Below are 18,711 nucleotides of genomic sequence, written 5' to 3' on the forward strand. Positions count from 1 at the left end.
CGATTTCTAGGTTAGGTGTTGTGAGAGAAACTCTTCATTTACCGAAAGTGACAAGTGACGTACATATATATGTACGTCACTTGTCACTTATAAAGCATGTTTGGATTTAATGGTGGGAACTGCCATATTCTTTTGGTTTAACTAAGTCATTGCTACTAGCATTATCCCCCTTTTGATGGATAGTAATTAATCCGGACTCAACTAGGGCATTTAAGCTACGTTTGAATCTCTGATTCATTGCGTTACTGGATAAACCCTCTTCAGTAGGGAAGTGTTTACGTAGCTCTGCTCGGGTGCAGCCTTCTGAACCGTAACTCTTTAATGCTCTTAACAGTGGGTTATCAGTCGAGTTAATCTCTTTTTTAAATGATGGGGGGGCCGTTAAGACTAGGGATGTAATTGGTTTCCTTTCATGGCCTGATTGATCTAGAGTAATGCTGGTAAATTGCATGTTTAGGTCTGGCATTGGTTCCGAGTCTTTTTGTTTAGTTGTTTGCAATGTTGTGAGTTGTGTCTGATTGCTATGAATTACCTGAAACTCGAAGTCGCACGCACAGAGCAAGGAATTACTTCCTCTAGCTCCACTCCGTGCGTCTTTGCCGCTGTGATGAATACAGAGGACGGAACTCTTTGTTGATTGACGCAAATTATCACACCCTCTAACGAAATCGCCCATGGAGTCTGAGTTGTTCTCATTTCCAATAAAGTTGCGAGCTAGTGTGTCGAAAACAATCAGTTGAACTTTAACACCATCTTTTTCCTCTATTTCTTGAATTGCTTCTATGAGGTGTTTCTGAGCCATATCCTCCGATACAAACACACTTTCTCCAAGAATATATAAATTATGCACGGAGACTCCATTTACTTGCTCCCAAGCTTTTACTCGTCTTGCGATCCCCATTTGTCCCTCTGCCGCTATGTAAACCACAGCTCCATGGCTCACATTGTAGCCATGCCATTTTTTTCCAGTTGCAATGGCGCAACTAATATCAATTGCTAAGAACGACTTTCTAGCACCTGGTTTTCCATATAAAACACCAAATGAGAAGCTTGGAAAGAAATTCTCTACAACCCATGATTGCGAAGCTTCATAGCCACTTGAGCCTTTTGTAAATGCTAATGAGCCATAGGTATTTTTAATTACTTCGATAATTTCATTATTTTTCATGTTGCTTCCAAATTTTGGATGTAAAAGTTCCCTCAGATAGTCCTGAGTATTAGAGTTAATTTGATTACTTGGGTTATTTGTTAATAGTGATTGTTTGGATACAATCGAAGGTAAAAGTTGTTAAGCACGTTTAGGTCTCTATGACCTGATGTTTTGGATATTTTGGCAAGGGACCAGCCCTTGTTGTACATACGGCAAATCCCTTCTGCACGAAGGTCGTGAAATTTTAGATCTGTAATGTCTAGCTGTTTCATCAAACTCCGCCATGCAGTTCCTACCGTTTTCGGATTGTAAGGAAAAATTGGGTCTCCTTTATCACCTCTAGGTTGACGAGTAATTATTTCAATCGCTTTAGGGGAAGGCTTGAACCGTGAAGTATTAAGTGTTCCTTTTTTAGGGGACTTACGCCTATTGATTGTTAGTATCTGGTTTTTCTCATCCCAGTCGTTCCAAGTTATTTTAGTCCCACAGATTTCTCCTATCCGTGCTGCTGTTTCTGCTGCAAACTCAATAATGTCCATCAATGGAAATCTATGTTTTTTGGCAATGTTTTCTTCTTTTAAGGCCCTAGTGATTTTGTGCCATTCTTCTGGACTCGGACATCTATTGCGCTCATTGCTGCGCGCAATAAAGCCGTGACGTTTTGCTGTTGAAAGACCTGAAGAGTATGAGTCTTTGGCCATTTTTAGATCAAAGATCGTTGCGCAGTCTTTGAGTGTAGAGTTTAGGGTCGAAAGATAGTTAGCGGTTGTTTGAGGCTTTACATTCCAATGGACGTTCATCTCCAAGGCCAGCATGTACCAGTCGTTAGGCTTTAGGAGCTCTACAGGTGCTTTTCCAAACGATGTATTTGAAACACGCTTGAGTAGGTTTTTATGAGACTCTTTCACTTTCGTTTGAAAGATCGGGTTTTCAATATAGTCATTGATAACAGTTTCGACCGTACAAGAAACATTGTTTCTAGTGTTTTTTAAGAAACTGTAGTCACCATTTGCAAAGTTTTTTTGTACTTTTTGCTTGAATGCTTTTGCTTGTGAGATTGTTTTAAATGTTAGAGTCCGCTGTTTAAGGAATGTTTCTTTTGTTAGCGGGCGAACACGCACTTTGTGCTTTTTGCAGTTTTTGTCATCAGGTGAGACTTTTTCAATGGTAACTGACGGCATACAAACCTCTCTCTCAATGGGGCGATGAGGTATATGCTAGAACATGATTTTGCGCTTGGTAAAGCTATGATTATTATGCAATTTATCCATCAAAAGCGTGTTGAATAGCTTAATTCCTAGGTCGTACAATTTCTATTTTTCAATGAAGTAGGACGAAAAAAAACAAGTATTTGGTTGTTTTTTGAACGCTGCTTTTATTGTTATTTTTGTGGCATTGATCTTGTTTTTTAGTGCAGTAGAAAACAAGATCTCCCACTGCACGTTGCTTATCTATTTCTGATGGAGGTTTTTAGTCCCGAGGCGTAAGTAAATATTGTTTAGTACGTTGATGTCCCTGTGACCAGTTATCTTGGATATCTCTACGATGTTCAAGCCTCGTTCAAATAGACGGCATGCCCCTTCAGCTCTAAGGTCATGGTAGTGGAGATCCGTAATGCCATTTTCTTTACACACCCTTTGCCAAGCTGCACCTATTGAAGCTGCTTTATATGGGAAAATACGGTCACTAATTTGTGGTTGGCGCTTAATAATTTCAATAGCTTCAGGAAATAGCGGTATTACGGAATTGTTCCCTTGCTTTCGTCGAGGATCTTTTCTATCTCTGATCGTTAGTGTTGCTTTATCTAGATCTAGATCTGTCCATGTGACTCTAGTTATCTCCCCTAATCTCATACATGTGAAAAGTGATATATGGAAAATATCGACTAAGGGAATATGGGATGCCCTATGACTTTCTCGCTGTCTCAAGCCCTGCTCTGCAAGTTGAAGCTCTTCTTTCTTTGGGCGTCGTTCTCGAGTGTTGCTTCGTCCTATCAACCCATATTTTACTAGTGTAGGAATAGCCTCTTGATGAGCGTTGATGTTGGCTTCATAACCAAACATTGGCATGGCAACATTTATAACACTACGCAGGTAAGTTATGTCTTGATAAACCGTTTGAGGGAGTGGGGATGTGTCGTCATTTAATCTATCTCTGCAATGCTTGACAAGATGAGTTGCAGTGAGCTGATCTGCTTTCACTAAGGCAATATCATAGGTTCTGAGACGTCGCAAGACCGCGGCTTTTGAACGACCAATATCTCTTGAAGTGATTTCGTCATCTAGATAGAGGCTAATGAGATCACCAATTAAGATGCTTTTCTTTTTTATTAGGTTAGTTGGTATGGACTCATGTTGATCTAGATTACTAACAAACTCCTTAGCCCATTGTTGAGCATGTGTTTTTTTATCGAAGGTTTTTGATTTTTCAAAGACGCGTCTGCCATTACTAGATACGCGAATGCGCGCTTTGTATTTTACTCCTGATTTACGTTGAATTTTCTCAATGTTAACTGTTGCCATGTTTACCTCTCAATCGTTGCTATAGAGGTACTGCTTATGATTTTTGTTTTGCGTTGAAGCCGTAGCGAACGATAGCTATAATTCGCGGCTTGTTGATGGTTTAGTGAGGTTAGTCTGTCCCTCACGCTGTCCCTTGTTTTGTCCCCTGCGACCGAAATCAGCCGAAATAGAACAGATTATGTTGCAATGCCCCTTAGTGGTATTTGCCTTAAGCTTTTGATACTAAAGGAGTATTGTAATATGTATCCATCATCCCGATTCTCAATAGCACCCATGCTCGATTGGACGGATCGCCATTGTCGATACTTCCATCGCTTGCTGACCAGTGAAACGCTGCTGTACACCGAGATGGTGACAACCGGTGCAATCATTCACGGTAAAGGTGACTTCTTAGCCTATAACCAACAAGAGCATCCAGTGGCGCTTCAGCTTGGTGGTTCGAACCCTCAGGATTTGGCTACGTGTGCTAAGTTAGCGGCAGAGCGCGGTTATGATGAGATTAACCTTAACGTCGGTTGTCCGTCAGACAGAGTTCAAAACGGTCGTTTTGGTGCGTGCTTAATGGCAGAGCCGGAGCTGGTGGCTGATTGTGTTTCTGCAATGCGTGATGTGGTTGATGTCCCAGTCACGGTGAAAACTCGTATTGGTATCGATGACCAAGACTCTTATGAGTTTCTAACTGACTTTGTATCAATTGTCTCTGAGAAGGGCGGTTGTGAGCAGTTCACGATTCACGCGCGTAAAGCTTGGTTATCTGGTTTGAGCCCGAAAGAGAACCGCGAGATCCCGCCACTTGATTATCCGCGTGCTTATCAGCTCAAGAAAGACTTCTCGCACCTGACTATTGCGATTAATGGTGGCGTTAAGACACTGGAAGAGAGCAAGGAGCACCTTCTGCACCTTGATGGTGTTATGGTTGGGCGCGAAGCGTATCAAAATCCATATATCCTAGCTAATGTTGATCAAGAGATCTTTGGTTTGGATAAGCCAGTGAAGAAACGCAGCCAAGTGGTTGAAGAGATGTACCCATACATTGAGCAGCAGCTAGCTCAAGGTGCGTATCTTGGTCATATTACTCGTCATATGTTAGGTCTATTCCAAAATATGCCAGGTGCTCGTCAGTGGCGTCGTTACATCAGTGAAAACGCGCACAAACCAGGTTCGGGTATTGAAGTGGTTGAAGCTGCACTGGCGAAAATTCCTAAAGAGTTGGATGTGTAAAAAATACCTAGTTACTTGGTTAATTTTACCTCGTCGAAGGTTTTTAAAGAGCACTCAAATAGAGTGCTCTTTTTTATTTGTTATTTATCAATGTCTTAAGTTTAAGTGTGAGTTTGGCACGTATCCTGATAGATATTCTAGGTCAACTAAGGAGAATCGTATGTTTGAACTGATCTTTATCATGGTATTTGCTGCTACATTGCTAGTCACTGGCGTGACTATGGTGACAGTGCTTGCTGGTGTAGCGTTTTCTTTGGTGGTCATGGTACTGCTTGGCATGGTAGGAGCAGTCCTTAATTTGTTGCCTTGGCTCATTGTTATTGCAATCGGTATTTGGTTCTTTAAATCCTATGTGGCTCAGCCTAGATAAATAGATTGAAAGACAAATACTTGATGGCTAGTCGCACAAATATGCATTAGTATTTGACGCATACCATACTTGTCTAGCTAAGGCAGCACAGCGAGGTGCTGCCTATTGCGATTAACTGGAGAGTCAAATTTATGGGTTTAAAAACCGCAATTGCGTTGGCAGCTGTTGTTTCTACGTCTGCATTGGCAGAATCGTCTCTAACCACTAAGTTTGGCGCCGAAATGTGGTTTCCCAAGACTGAAGTAAATGAAGTCAACCGAGAAAGCGATACCACACCGAGCTTCTATGCTGCGATAGAACATGATGTTAAATATGTTCCAGATGCACGCGTTCGCTATTCTACGGTCGATGCCGACTATATGGCATTCAACAAATTAGATCTGACTTTGTATTACCGTATTCTGGAGCATGACTTAATGCACTTTGATGCGGGTATGACCTTCAGTGATTTGAGTAATACTAAATACGTCAACGCGGATACTAATGACGTAAAGAACTTTGATGAGATGATTTGGGCTTGGTACGGCTATGCAGAAATTACGGTGCCGAATACCAATCTTGATGTGATTGGTGAAATGAACTTTGGCAATAATAGCGGGATTAAGAGTACTGACTTGATAGCTGGAATGCAGTATCGACTGCCGCTTGGGAGCAGCACACTGGCATTGCGTGGCGGTTACCGAGTGATAGACCTTGAAGCTGAAGAAATCTTTAAGCCTGCAGAAGGCTCAAACCTAGGTAAACCATTCATTTTCGCTAATGGCTTCTTTGCTGGAGCAGAGTTCTCGTTCTAACGAAGCTTTCATACTGATTTTTAAAACGCTGCCTTCTAAGGTGGCGTTTTTTTATACCTATTGATTATATTCACACAATTCATTTAGCACTTTCTTGTCGATTGACCATGCTTAAAGAGGAATAGTGTTTTTAGCCAGAGAAAGGAATCTCATGACTATCAATGAACTTAGACATCTTTATCGAGAGCAGCAATTGGTTGAAGCCATCATCGAGCCTTCGGCTCAGGAAGGCAGTTGGATCGTTGAGTTTCGTCATGCCCGTGGAGGCTTTGTTCTTTTAACCGACTCTCATGGTGAAGAATGTCACTATATGAACTTAGACCTCGCGTCGAAGTCAGCAATGGCGGTAGGTTTCAAACAAGTCAGAGTCGAAGCCAAGTAGGTGAGTTAGTTCAATTCTTCTCCTTTCTTTAATTCGAAAAGTTATAAAACATTCACTTCTATTCTTTCTTGTTATTAAAGAGAGTGGTTAATCTATCATCACGCAATGAATAGGGATGTCGAGACCATGTCTTTGAACAAGAACGTGTCCTCTCAAGGAAACACACCACAAGAATTACCATCAATCGCTGCTCCTCTTAATGATCAACAGCTTAGCTCGCTACAACAGACGGTTACCGATCTGTCGGCGCAGCAGTTAGCTTGGGTGAGCGGTTATTTCTGGGGATTAGCTCAAGCTCAACCAGCGGCAGCTTCTGCTCCAATTAATCAAGCGGCAGCTGCCGTTGCGGCTAAACCTGCTGGAAAACTGTCAATTATCTTCGCATCGCAAACGGGCAATGCTAAAGGTGTTGCTGAAGCGCTAGAGCAAGAAGCAAAAGCACAGGGCATTGCCGTTGAGCTGTTTGATGCCAGTGACTACAAAGGTAAAAACCTTGCCAAAGAAACGCACGTAATTTTCGTGGCATCAACCAATGGTGAAGGTGAAGCACCAGACAATGCTATCGAGTTGCATGAGTTCTTACAGTCGAAGAAAGCACCGAAATTGCCAAATCTGCAATATGGCGTGATTGGCTTAGGTGACTCAAGCTACGAGTTTTTCTGTCAGACAGGTAAAGACTTTGATGCATTTTTGTCTAAGTTAGGTGCAACTTCATTTATCGATCGTGTTGATCTCGATGTTGACTATGAAGCGCCAGCCGCTGAGTGGCGTGCTTCAGCGTTAGAGAAAGTTAAAGAAGCGCTATCGTCTGGTGCTGAAGCTGAAGTAGTGCAACTTCCGGTAGGCCAAGCGGCACCAGGGCATTCTCCATATAACAAGCAAAACCCTTATACAGCGACATTGCTGACGAGCCAAAAAATAACTGGCCGCGATTCAGGTAAAGATGTTCGCCATGTAGAGATCGATCTCGAAGAGTCTGGTTTAACTTACCAACCGGGTGATGCGCTTGGTGTATGGTTTGAAAACAGCAGCGATCTCGCTAATGCCATTTTAGCTAAAGTAGGCCTATCAGGTGTAGAAAGCGTTGAAGTTGATGGCGAGAGCCTATCGATTCATAGCGCTTTGGTCAGCAAGTTCGAGATCACAGCAGCTAACCCTCAGCTAGTAACTAAGTTTGCAGAGCTGTCTGGCAGTAAAAAACTACAAAAGCTGGTGGAAGACAAAGACAAGTTACGTGAATACGCTGGGAATACGCAGGTTGTTGATGTACTTGCTGAGAAGAAGACCAAGTTATCTGCACAAGAGTTGATTGGTTTATTGCGTCGCTTAACTCCGCGTCTTTACTCTATCGCATCTAGCCAAAGTGAAGTGGATGAAGAAGTTCATCTAACGGTAGGCTTAGTTGAATACGACAAAGGAGATGAAAAGCGTTACGGAGGGGCATCGAGCTTCTTATCACAGCGCTTGGAAGAAGGCGGCGAGGTGAAAGTCTTTATTGAGAACAACAATAACTTCAAGTTACCTCAAGATGACAACACCCCTGTGATCATGATTGGCCCTGGTACAGGTATCGCGCCATTCCGTAGCTTTATTCAAGAGCGTGACAACCGAGATGCAGAAGGTAAAAACTGGTTGTTCTTCGGTGATCGCACCTTTACTCAAGATTTCCTCTACCAAGTGGAGTGGCAGAAGTACCTAAAATCTGGATTACTCAATCGCCTTGATGTGGCATTCAGCCGTGATCAAGCAGAGAAAGTCTATGTCCAACACCGCATTCTAGAAAATGCCGAGCAAGTATGGCAGTGGATCCAAGAAGGCGCTTACATCTATGTTTGTGGCGATGCAACGCGCATGGCGAAAGATGTGCATGAAGCCTTGATTCACGTTGCTGAGCAACAAGGCAAGCTATCACGCGATGATGCGGAAGAATTTATTAACGAACTACGTAAAGCGAAACGTTATCAAAGGGATGTGTACTAATGACTTTTTCTACTGAGAATAATAAGCAGGTTGTATTAGGCGAAGAGTTAGGAAAGCTTTCTGATAACGAGCGTCTAAAAACGCAAAGTAACTTCTTACGTGGTACGATCGAGCAAGACCTACAAGACAGAATTACGGGCGGTTTTACCGCTGACAACTTTCAGCTGATTCGTTTCCACGGCATGTATCAGCAAGATGACCGTGACATTCGTAACGAACGTGCAAAGCAAAAACTTGAGCCGCTACATAATGTCATGCTGCGTGCTCGTATGCCGGGTGGCATTATCAAACCGGATCAGTGGCTAGCGATTGATAAGTTCGCGACTGAGCACTCTCTTTACGGCAGTATTCGCCTGACGACTCGTCAAACCTTTCAGTTTCACGGAGTTCTTAAGCCGAACATTAAGTTGATGCACCAAACCCTAAACAGTATTGGTATTGATTCGATTGCAACAGCGGGTGATGTGAACCGTAACGTTTTGTGTACCACTAACCCAATCGAGTCAGAGTTGCATCAAGAAGCCTATGAGTGGGCTAAGAAAATCAGTGAGCATTTGCTACCTAAGACTAAGGCATACGCAGAAATTTGGCTAGATGGCGAGAAAGTAGAGACAACAGAAGGTGACGAGCCAATCCTAGGTAAGACTTATCTTCCTCGTAAGTTTAAAACGACGGTAGTGATTCCGCCGCAAAATGATGTTGATGTTCACGCTAATGATCTTAACTTTGTGGCGATAGGTGAGAACGGCAAGCTGGTGGGCTTTAATGTTCTTGTCGGTGGTGGCTTGGCAATGACCCACGGTGATACCTCTACTTATGCTCGTCGTGCTGATGACTTTGGGTTTGTTCCGCTAGAGAAAACGCTTGATGTTGCAGCGGCAGTTGTTACCACTCAGCGTGACTGGGGTAACCGCTCGAACCGTAAGAATGCCAAAACCAAGTACACCTTAGATCGCGTCGGTATCGACGTGTTCAAGGCAGAAGTAGAAAAGCGCGCAGGTGTTGAGTTTGCTGAAAGTCGACCTTATGAATTTACTGACCGCGGCGATCGTATCGGTTGGGTTGAAGGTATCGATGGTAAACATCACTTAGCACTGTTTATCGAGAATGGACGCTTATTGGATTTCCCAGGTAAACCTCTTAAGACAGGGGTTGCCGAAATTGCCAAGATCCATAAAGGTGACTTCCGCATGACAGCCAACCAAAACTTAATTGTTGCGGGCGTCTCGAAAAGTCAAAAAGCCAAGATCGAAAAGATCGCACGTGAACACGGTTTGATTGATGATAGCGTGAGTGAACAGCGTAAGAGTTCGATGGCATGTGTCGCTTTCCCAACTTGCCCACTTGCTATGGCTGAAGCTGAGCGCTTCTTACCTCAGTTTGTAACAGACGTAGAAGGCATACTTGAGAAACACGGTTTGCCAGAAGAAGAAAATATCATCTTACGTGTGACTGGTTGTCCGAATGGTTGTGGTCGTGCAATGTTGGCTGAAATCGGCTTAGTCGGTAAAGCTCCAGGGCGCTATAACCTCCACCTAGGTGGTAACCGAGCGGGTACACGCATTCCAAAGATGTACAAAGAGAACATTACCGATAAGCAGATTCTTGAAGAAATCGATCAATTGGTTGGTCGTTGGGCGCAAGAGCGTGAAACGGGTGAAGGGTTTGGTGATTTTGCAATTCGTGCCGGAATCATCCAAGAGGTAAAAGTATCGAAGAGGGATTTACATGCTTGATTCTGTCGCTTCTAAACCTCAGTTAGCGAAACTTCTCTCATTAACTAAGACGGAACAAATACTCCAGCTTGGTCAAATTAATGCAGAGTTAGAGCAGCTAACTGCGCAGCAAAGAGTTGCTTGGGCGCTTGAAAACCTTGAAGGTCAGTTCGCTGTTTCCTCTAGTTTCGGTATTCAGGCTGCTGTTATGTTGCACCTAGTTACTGAGCAAAAGCCTGATATCCCCGTTATCTTGACGGATACTGGTTATCTGTTCCCAGAAACCTACCGCTTTATTGATCAGCTAAGTGAGCAGTTGACGCTCAACCTTAAGGTCTATCGTGCAAAAGAAAGTGCTAATTGGCAGGAAGCGCGTTATGGAAAATTATGGGAACAAGGTATAGAGGGAATAGAGAAATACAACAAACTAAATAAAGTCGAACCGATGAGGCGAGCTTTAGATGAGCTTGAGGTAGGGACTTGGTTCTCAGGTTTACGTCGTGAGCAATCTAAATCACGAGCAAGCTTACCTATCTTATCGATTCAAAATGGTGTGTTTAAGTTCTTGCCTGTGATCGATTGGACAAATAAAGATGTTCATTATTACCTAGAGCAAAACGGACTTTCTTATCATCCCCTAAGAGATGAAGGTTATCTATCTGTTGGTGATACCCATACAAGCAAAAAGTGGGAGCCGGGTATGAGTGAAGAAGAAACTCGTTTCTTTGGATTGAAGCGTGAATGTGGTCTTCACGAAGACGATAGTGAGCAAGATGGTTCGGGGATTTAGTTTTTCCCTCTATATATAGATAAAAAGGTCGCGAGAGCGGCCTTTCTTTTTGCGTGAAAAACAGCGAATGTGGATAACTCTGTGAATATTTTGTTGGCTTGATTTGGGTAAAGTTGGATAAATAAGGCTTTGGGCGAAAGTTAGCCTGTTAAATGTTATTTTTGCAATTTTTTCAAAATAACGCTTGCCAATGTAAGCGCGATCTCTATAATGCCTCCTCGTCGACAGGGCAAGGGCTCACAAGGGTTCAAGCGAAATCGACAGGTTAACTAGCTAAGCGGAAACGCTTAAGAAAAAAGTTTAAAAAAGTGGTTGACACTAAAACTTAAAACGCTAGAATGGCCGCCTCTTCCGGAGTGACGCGAATCACAAAGAAGAGAAGCTCTTTAAAAATATAGACCTATCAATCTGTGTGGGCACTCGTTGATGATAATCCAAATAGATACTTCGGTATCAATTTAGGTTTCAATGATACGAAGTGACCATTGAATCTTCGGATTCAGCACAGTCAATTCAAACATTACTTATGTAATGTTCAGTATTCATTGAGCCGAACAAAATCTTAAATTGAAGAGTTTGATCATGGCTCAGATTGAACGCTGGCGGCAGGCCTAACACATGCAAGTCGAGCGGAAACGAGTTAACTGAACCTTCGGGGAACGTTAACGGCGTCGAGCGGCGGACGGGTGAGTAATGCCTGGGAAATTGCCCTGATGTGGGGGATAACCATTGGAAACGATGGCTAATACCGCATGATAGCTTCGGCTCAAAGAGGGGGACCTTCGGGCCTCTCGCGTCAGGATATGCCCAGGTGGGATTAGCTAGTTGGTGAGGTAAGGGCTCACCAAGGCGACGATCCCTAGCTGGTCTGAGAGGATGATCAGCCACACTGGAACTGAGACACGGTCCAGACTCCTACGGGAGGCAGCAGTGGGGAATATTGCACAATGGGCGCAAGCCTGATGCAGCCATGCCGCGTGTATGAAGAGGCCTTCGGGTTGTAAAGTACTTTCAGCAGTGAGGAAGGTGGTAGTGTTAATAGCACTATCATTTGACGTTAGCTGCAGAAGAAGCACCGGCTAACTCCGTGCCAGCAGCCGCGGTAATACGGAGGGTGCGAGCGTTAATCGGAATTACTGGGCGTAAAGCGCATGCAGGTGGTTTGTTAAGTCAGATGTGAAAGCCCGGGGCTCAACCTCGGAATTGCATTTGAAACTGGCAGACTAGAGTACTGTAGAGGGGGGTAGAATTTCAGGTGTAGCGGTGAAATGCGTAGAGATCTGAAGGAATACCGGTGGCGAAGGCGGCCCCCTGGACAGATACTGACACTCAGATGCGAAAGCGTGGGGAGCAAACAGGATTAGATACCCTGGTAGTCCACGCCGTAAACGATGTCTACTTGGAGGTTGTGGCCTTGAGCCGTGGCTTTCGGAGCTAACGCGTTAAGTAGACCGCCTGGGGAGTACGGTCGCAAGATTAAAAAAACTCAATGAATTGACGGGGGCCCGCACAAGCGGTGGAGCATGTGGTTTAATTCGATGCAACGCGAAGAACCTTACCTACTCTTGACATCCAGAGAACTTTCCAGAGATGGATTGGTGCCTTCGGGAACTCTGAGACAGGTGCTGCATGGCTGTCGTCAGCTCGTGTTGTGAAATGTTGGGTTAAGTCCCGCAACGAGCGCAACCCTTATCCTTGTTTGCCAGCGAGTAATGTCGGGAACTCCAGGGAGACTGCCGGTGATAAACCGGAGGAAGGTGGGGACGACGTCAAGTCATCATGGCCCTTACGAGTAGGGCTACACACGTGCTACAATGGCGCATACAGAGGGCGGCCAACTTGCGAGAGTGAGCGAATCCCAAAAAGTGCGTCGTAGTCCGGATCGGAGTCTGCAACTCGACTCCGTGAAGTCGGAATCGCTAGTAATCGTGGATCAGAATGCCACGGTGAATACGTTCCCGGGCCTTGTACACACCGCCCGTCACACCATGGGAGTGGGCTGCAAAAGAAGTGGGTAGTTTAACCTTCGGGAGGACGCTCACCACTTTGTGGTTCATGACTGGGGTGAAGTCGTAACAAGGTAGCCCTAGGGGAACCTGGGGCTGGATCACCTCCTTATACGATGATTATTGCGATGAGTGTCCACACAGATTGATATGTCTTATTAAGAGCCCTTATTAGTGTCCCGTTCGTCTAGAGGCCTAGGACACCGCCCTTTCACGGCGGTAACAGGGGTTCGACTCCCCTACGGGATACCATCTTTAAGCGTACTTAGTTAAGTACTTTTAAAAATGGTTACCTCATTGAGGTGATTTGCTCTTTAACAATTTGGAAAGCTGACGAATAACAACAATCCCCATCTCTATGAGATGCGTTGTTATTCAATTAAAAGTTCTCAAATCCTAAAACTATGTTTTAGGTACCAACACACATTCAAGTGTTCTTGGAAATTTGAGTCCGGCAAAATCGTGTCTGCACATGTATAAAATGCAGACAACTTTGGTTGTTTAAACAGAGACCCTTTGGGGTTGTATGGTTAAGTGACTAAGCGTACACGGTGGATGCCTTGGCAGTCAGAGGCGATGAAAGACGTAGTAACTTGCGATAAGCCCAGATTAGGTAGTAACAACCATTTGAGTCTGGGATTTCTGAATGGGGAAACCCAACTGCATAAGCAGTTACTGTTAACTGAATACATAGGTTAACAGGGCGAACCGGGGGAACTGAAACATCTAAGTACCCCGAGGAAAAGAAATCAACCGAGATTCTGAAAGTAGCGGCGAGCGAAATTGGACTAGCCCTTAAGCTTTTTAATGAGACAGGTGAAGGCTCTGGAAAGTGCCGCGATACAGGGTGATAGCCCCGTAACCGACATCTCATCATCAGTGAAATCGAGTAGGGCGGGACACGTGATATCCTGTCTGAATATGGGGGGACCATCCTCCAAGGCTAAATACTACTGACTGACCGATAGTGAACCAGTACCGTGAGGGAAAGGCGAAAAGAACCCCTGTGAGGGGAGTGAAATAGAACCTGAAACCGTGTACGTACAAGCAGTAGGAGCACCCTCGTGGTGTGACTGCGTACCTTTTGTATAATGGGTCAGCGACTTATATTCAGTAGCAAGGTTAACCATCTAGGGGAGCCGTAGAGAAATCGAGTCTTAACTGGGCGTCGAGTTGCTGGATATAGACCCGAAACCAGGTGATCTAGCCATGGGCAGGTTGAAGGTTGAGTAACATCAACTGGAGGACCGAACCGACTAATGTTGAAAAATTAGCGGATGACTTGTGGCTAGGGGTGAAAGGCCAATCAAACCTGGAGATAGCTGGTTCTCCCCGAAATCTATTTAGGTAGAGCCTCGGACGAATACTACTGGGGGTAGAGCACTGTTAAGGCTAGGGGGTCATCCCGACTTACCAACCCTTTGCAAACTCCGAATACCAGTAAGTACTATCCGGGAGACACACGGGGTGCTAACGTCCGTCGTGGAGAGGGAAACAACCCAGACCGCCAGCTAAGGTCCCAAATTATAGCTAAGTGGGAAACGATGTGGGAAGGCTTAGACAGCTAGGATGTTGGCTTAGAAGCAGCCATCATTTAAAGAAAGCGTAATAGCTCACTAGTCGAGTCGGCCTGCGCGGAAGATGTAACGGGGCTAAGCTATAAACCGAAGCTGCGGCAATGCAATTTATTGTATTGGGTAGGGGAGCGTTCTGTAAGCCGTTGAAGGTGAGTTGTAAAGCTTGCTGGAGGTATCAGAAGTGCGAATGCTGACATGAGTAACGATAAAGGGGGTGAAAAACCTCCTCGCCGGAAGACCAAGGGTTCCTGTCCAACGTTAATCGGGGCAGGGTAAGTCGACCCCTAAGGCGAGGCCGAAAGGCGTAGTCGATGGGAAACGGGTTAATATTCCCGTACTTCTTACAATTGCGATGGGGGGACGGAGAAGGCTAGGGCCTGGCGACGGTTGTCCAGGTTCAAGTGCGTAGGCTTGAGAGTTAGGTAAATCCGGCTCTCTTTAGGCTGAGACACGATGTCGAGCATCTACGGATGTGAAGTCATTGATGCCATGCTTCCAGGAAAAGCCTCTAAGCTTCAGATTGTAAGGAATCGTACCCCAAACCGACACAGGTGGTCGGGTAGAGAATACCAAGGCGCTTGAGAGAACTCGGGTGAAGGAACTAGGCAAAATGGTACCGTAACTTCGGGAGAAGGTACGCTCTTGACGGTGAAGTCCCTTGCGGATGGAGCTATTGAGAGTCGCAGATACCAGGTGGCTGCAACTGTTTATTAAAAACACAGCACTGTGCAAAATCGTAAGATGACGTATACGGTGTGACGCCTGCCCGGTGCCGGAAGGTTAATTGATGGGGTTAGACGTAAGTCGAAGCTCTTGATCGAAGCCCCGGTAAACGGCGGCCGTAACTATAACGGTCCTAAGGTAGCGAAATTCCTTGTCGGGTAAGTTCCGACCTGCACGAATGGCGTAATGATGGCCACGCTGTCTCCACCCGAGACTCAGTGAAATTGAAATCGCTGTGAAGATGCAGTGTACCCGCGGCTAGACGGAAAGACCCCGTGAACCTTTACTACAGCTTGGCACTGAACATTGACCCTACATGTGTAGGATAGGTGGGAGGCTTTGAAACCGGTACGCCAGTATCGGCGGAGCCGTCCTTGAAATACCACCCTTGTAGTGTTGATGTTCTAACTTAGACCCGTTATCCGGGTTGAGGACAGTGCCTGGTGGGTAGTTTGACTGGGGCGGTCTCCTCCCAAAGAGTAACGGAGGAGCACGAAGGTGGGCTAATCACGGTTGGACATCGTGAGGTTAGTGCAATGGCATAAGCCCGCTTGACTGCGAGAATGACAATTCGAGCAGGTGCGAAAAGCAGGTCATAGTGATCCGGTGGTTCTGTATGGAAGGGCCATCGCTCAACGGATAAAAGGTACTCCGGGGATAACAGGCTGATACCGCCCAAGAGTTCATATCGACGGCGGTGTTTGGCACCTCGATGTCGGCTCATCACATCCTGGGGCTGAAGTCGGTCCCAAGGGTATGGCTGTTCGCCATTTAAAGTGGTACGCGAGCTGGGTTTAGAACGTCGTGAGACAGTTCGGTCCCTATCTGCCGTGGGCGTTGGAAGATTGAAGGGGGCTGCTCCTAGTACGAGAGGACCGGAGTGGACGAACCTCTGGTGTTCGGGTTGTGTCGCCAGACGCATTGCCCGGTAGCTAAGTTCGGAATCGATAACCGCTGAAAGCATCTAAGCGGGAAGCGAGCCCTGAGATGAGTCTTCCCTGACTCCTTGAGAGTCCTAAAGGGTTGTTCGAGACTAGAACGTTGATAGGCAGGGTGTGTAAGCGTTGTGAGGCGTTGAGCTAACCTGTACTAATTGCCCGTGAGGCTTAACCATACAACACCCAAAGGGTTTTGATGGACTCAAAGCAAGAACAGAATTGAATGTGTAGAGAACACAATAACAGCTTTCCGAATTAAAGAATTTGCTTGGCGACCATAGCGATTTGGACCCACCTGATTCCATGCCGAACTCAGAAGTGAAACGAATTAGCGCCGATGGTAGTGTGGGGCTTCCCCATGTGAGAGTAGGACATCGCCAGGCTTTAATTTCGACTTTGTCTACTTTGTAGACAAGTCACCATAAGATTCTAAAAAAGTTTAGAGTCTTATGTTGACTTACCGAGTCAATAGCGTATTATACGCGTCCTGCTTAAGTGCTAAGGCACTGAAAGCAAAGCTCTTTAACAATATAAACCTATCAATCTGTGTGGGCACTCGTTGATGATAATCCAAATAGTTTCTTCGGAAACAATTTAGGTTTCAATGAAACGAAGTGACCATTGAATCTTCGGATTCAGCACAGTCAATTCAAACATTACTTATGTAATGTTCAGTATTCATTGAGCCGACAAAATCTTAAATTGAAGAGTTTGATCATGGCTCAGATTGAACGCTGGCGGCAGGCCTAACACATGCAAGTCGAGCGGAAACGAGTTAACTGAACCTTCGGGGAACGTTAACGGCGTCGAGCGGCGGACGGGTGAGTAATGCCTGGGAAATTGCCCTGATGTGGGGGATAACCATTGGAAACGATGGCTAATACCGCATAATAGCTTCGGCTCAAAGAGGGGGACCTTCGGGCCTCTCGCGTCAGGATATGCCCAGGTGGGATTAGCTAGTTGGTGAGGTAAGGGCTCACCAAGGCGACGATCCCTAGCTGGTCTGAGAGGATGATCAGCCACACTGGAACTGAGACACGGTCCAGACTCCTACGGGAGGCAGCAGTGGGGAATATTGCACAATGGGCGCAAGCCTGATGCAGCCATGCCGCGTGTATGAAGAAGGCCTTCGGGTTGTAAAGTACTTTCAGCAGTGAGGAAGGTGGTAGTGTTAATAGCACTATCATTTGACGTTAGCTGCAGAAGAAGCACCGGCTAACTCCGTGCCAGCAGCCGCGGTAATACGGAGGGTGCGAGCGTTAATCGGAATTACTGGGCGTAAAGCGCATGCAGGTGGTTTGTTAAGTCAGATGTGAAAGCCCGGGGCTCAACCTCGGAATTGCATTTGAAACTGGCAGACTAGAGTACTGTAGAGGGGGGTAGAATTTCAGGTGTAGCGGTGAAATGCGTAGAGATCTGAAGGAATACCGGTGGCGAAGGCGGCCCCCTGGACAGATACTGACACTCAGATGCGAAAGCGTGGGGAGCAAACAGGATTAGATACCCTGGTAGTCCACGCCGTAAACGATGTCTACTTGGAGGTTGTGGCCTTGAGCCGTGGCTTTCGGAGCTAACGCGTTAAGTAGACCGCCTGGGGAGTACGGTCGCAAGATTAAAACTCAAATGAATTGACGGGGGCCCGCACAAGCGGTGGAGCATGTGGTTTAATTCGATGCAACGCGAAGAACCTTACCTACTCTTGACATCCAGAGAACTTTCCAGAGATGGATTGGTGCCTTCGGGAACTCTGAGACAGGTGCTGCATGGCTGTCGTCAGCTCGTGTTGTGAAATGTTGGGTTAAGTCCCGCAACGAGCGCAACCCTTATCCTTGTTTGCCAGCACGTAATGGTGGGAACTCCAGGGAGACTGCCGGTGATAAACCGGAGGAAGGTGGGGACGACGTCAAGTCATCATGGCCCTTACGAGTAGGGCTACACACGTGCTACAATGGCGCATACAGAGGGCGGCCAACTTGCGAAAGTGAGCGAATCCCAAAAAGTGCGTCGTAGTCCGGATTGGAGTCTGCAACTCGACTCCATGAAGTCGGAATCGCTAGTAATCGTGGATCAGAATGCCACGGTGAATACGTTCCCGGGCCTTGTACACACCGCCCGTCACACCATGGGAGTGGGCTGCAAAAGAAGTGGGTAGTTTAACCTTCGGGAGGACGCTCACCACTTTGTGGTTCATGACTGGGGTGAAGTCGTAACAAGGTAGCCCTAGGGGAACCTGGGGCTGGATCACCTCCTTATACGATGATTATTGCGATGAGTGTTCACACAGATTGATATGTTTATACACGTTAAGAGACGATACTGGGTCTGTAGCTCAGGTGGTTAGAGCGTTCGCCTGATAAGCGAGAGGTCGGTGGTTCAAGTCCACTCAGACCCACCAATCTTCCTCCCAGAAGAATTGGCACACAGTATCAACACCTGATGGGGCTATAGCTCAGCTGGGAGAGCGCCTGCCTTGCACGCAGGAGGTCAGCAGTTCGATCCTGCTTAGCTCCACCATCTTTAAGTGTTTTCTCGATAGAGAATAT

General features: G+C 45.9%; 10 protein-coding genes, 3 tRNA genes and 4 rRNA genes. 14 read left to right on the forward strand and 3 right to left on the reverse strand.

The genetic code is table 11. The features are described from left to right. Positions 1–106 precede the first annotated feature (106 nt). The 3 genes from LYZ37_RS01385 to LYZ37_RS01395 form a co-directional block, all read right to left on the reverse strand. The gene (locus LYZ37_RS01385; protein WP_272786188.1) at positions 107–1,168 is read right to left on the reverse strand and encodes a helicase RepA family protein; all 1,062 of its coding nucleotides are present in this window, start codon (positions 1,166–1,168) and stop codon (positions 107–109) included. A gap of 80 nt (positions 1,169–1,248) precedes the next feature. Further along, positions 1,249–2,331: a site-specific integrase gene (locus LYZ37_RS01390; RefSeq protein WP_272786189.1), complete on the reverse strand. Its 1,083-nt coding sequence runs from the start codon at positions 2,329–2,331 to the stop codon at positions 1,249–1,251. 270 nt (positions 2,332–2,601) lie between these two features. Continuing rightward, on the reverse strand, positions 2,602–3,672 hold the full coding sequence (locus LYZ37_RS01395) for a site-specific integrase (RefSeq protein WP_272786190.1): 1,071 nt from the start codon (positions 3,670–3,672) through the stop codon (positions 2,602–2,604). 240 nt (positions 3,673–3,912) lie between these two features. Between LYZ37_RS01395 and dusA the strand changes: the two genes are divergently transcribed. The 14 genes from dusA to LYZ37_RS01465 all read left to right on the forward strand — a co-directional run bounded on the left by dusA (position 3,913) and on the right by LYZ37_RS01465 (position 18,682). Then, positions 3,913–4,893: a tRNA dihydrouridine(20/20a) synthase DusA gene (gene dusA, locus LYZ37_RS01400; protein WP_272786191.1), complete on the forward strand. Its 981-nt coding sequence runs from the start codon at positions 3,913–3,915 to the stop codon at positions 4,891–4,893. 160 nt (positions 4,894–5,053) lie between these two features. Continuing rightward, complete coding sequence (gene pspG / locus LYZ37_RS01405) at positions 5,054–5,263, forward strand: envelope stress response protein PspG (protein WP_272786192.1); 210 nt, start codon at positions 5,054–5,056, stop codon at positions 5,261–5,263. A gap of 131 nt (positions 5,264–5,394) precedes the next feature. Beyond that, positions 5,395–6,057 (forward strand): TIGR04219 family outer membrane beta-barrel protein, encoded by a 663-nt coding sequence (locus LYZ37_RS01410; protein ID WP_004749436.1) that lies wholly within the window; start codon positions 5,395–5,397, stop codon positions 6,055–6,057. A gap of 151 nt (positions 6,058–6,208) precedes the next feature. After that, positions 6,209–6,439 (forward strand): hypothetical protein, encoded by a 231-nt coding sequence (locus LYZ37_RS01415; protein WP_004743374.1) that lies wholly within the window; start codon positions 6,209–6,211, stop codon positions 6,437–6,439. 126 nt (positions 6,440–6,565) lie between these two features. Continuing rightward, on the forward strand, positions 6,566–8,419 hold the full coding sequence (locus tag LYZ37_RS01420) for an assimilatory sulfite reductase (NADPH) flavoprotein subunit (protein ID WP_272786194.1): 1,854 nt from the start codon (positions 6,566–6,568) through the stop codon (positions 8,417–8,419). Next, positions 8,419–10,155, forward strand: coding sequence for an assimilatory sulfite reductase (NADPH) hemoprotein subunit (gene cysI / locus LYZ37_RS01425; RefSeq protein ID WP_272786195.1), 1,737 nt, complete (start codon positions 8,419–8,421; stop codon positions 10,153–10,155). Before LYZ37_RS01420 ends, cysI begins: the two co-directional genes overlap by 1 nt. Then, positions 10,148–10,924, forward strand: a complete 777-nt coding sequence (locus LYZ37_RS01430; protein ID WP_004743371.1) for a phosphoadenylyl-sulfate reductase — start codon at positions 10,148–10,150, stop codon at positions 10,922–10,924. The genes cysI and LYZ37_RS01430 overlap by 8 nt, the downstream gene beginning before the upstream one ends. 564 nt (positions 10,925–11,488) lie before the next feature. Then, positions 11,489–13,042, forward strand: a 16S ribosomal RNA gene (locus tag LYZ37_RS01435). A gap of 64 nt (positions 13,043–13,106) precedes the next feature. Beyond that, positions 13,107–13,182 (forward strand) — tRNA-Glu (locus LYZ37_RS01440). 276 nt (positions 13,183–13,458) lie between these two features. Then, positions 13,459–16,344, forward strand: a 23S ribosomal RNA gene (locus tag LYZ37_RS01445). A gap of 91 nt (positions 16,345–16,435) precedes the next feature. Further along, positions 16,436–16,551, forward strand: a 5S ribosomal RNA gene (gene rrf, locus LYZ37_RS01450). Positions 16,552–16,867: 316 nt separating this feature from the next. After that, positions 16,868–18,420 (forward strand): 16S ribosomal RNA (locus LYZ37_RS01455). Together the 16S, 23S and 5S rRNA genes with 3 tRNA genes alongside form the textbook arrangement of a ribosomal RNA operon. 66 nt (positions 18,421–18,486) lie before the next feature. Then, positions 18,487–18,563: transfer RNA gene (locus tag LYZ37_RS01460), tRNA-Ile, on the forward strand. 43 nt (positions 18,564–18,606) lie between these two features. Beyond that, positions 18,607–18,682 (forward strand) — tRNA-Ala (locus LYZ37_RS01465). Positions 18,683–18,711: the final 29 nt, after the last annotated feature.

Source organism: Vibrio tubiashii, assembly GCF_028551255.1.
Classification (GTDB): domain Bacteria; phylum Pseudomonadota; class Gammaproteobacteria; order Enterobacterales; family Vibrionaceae; genus Vibrio; species Vibrio tubiashii_B.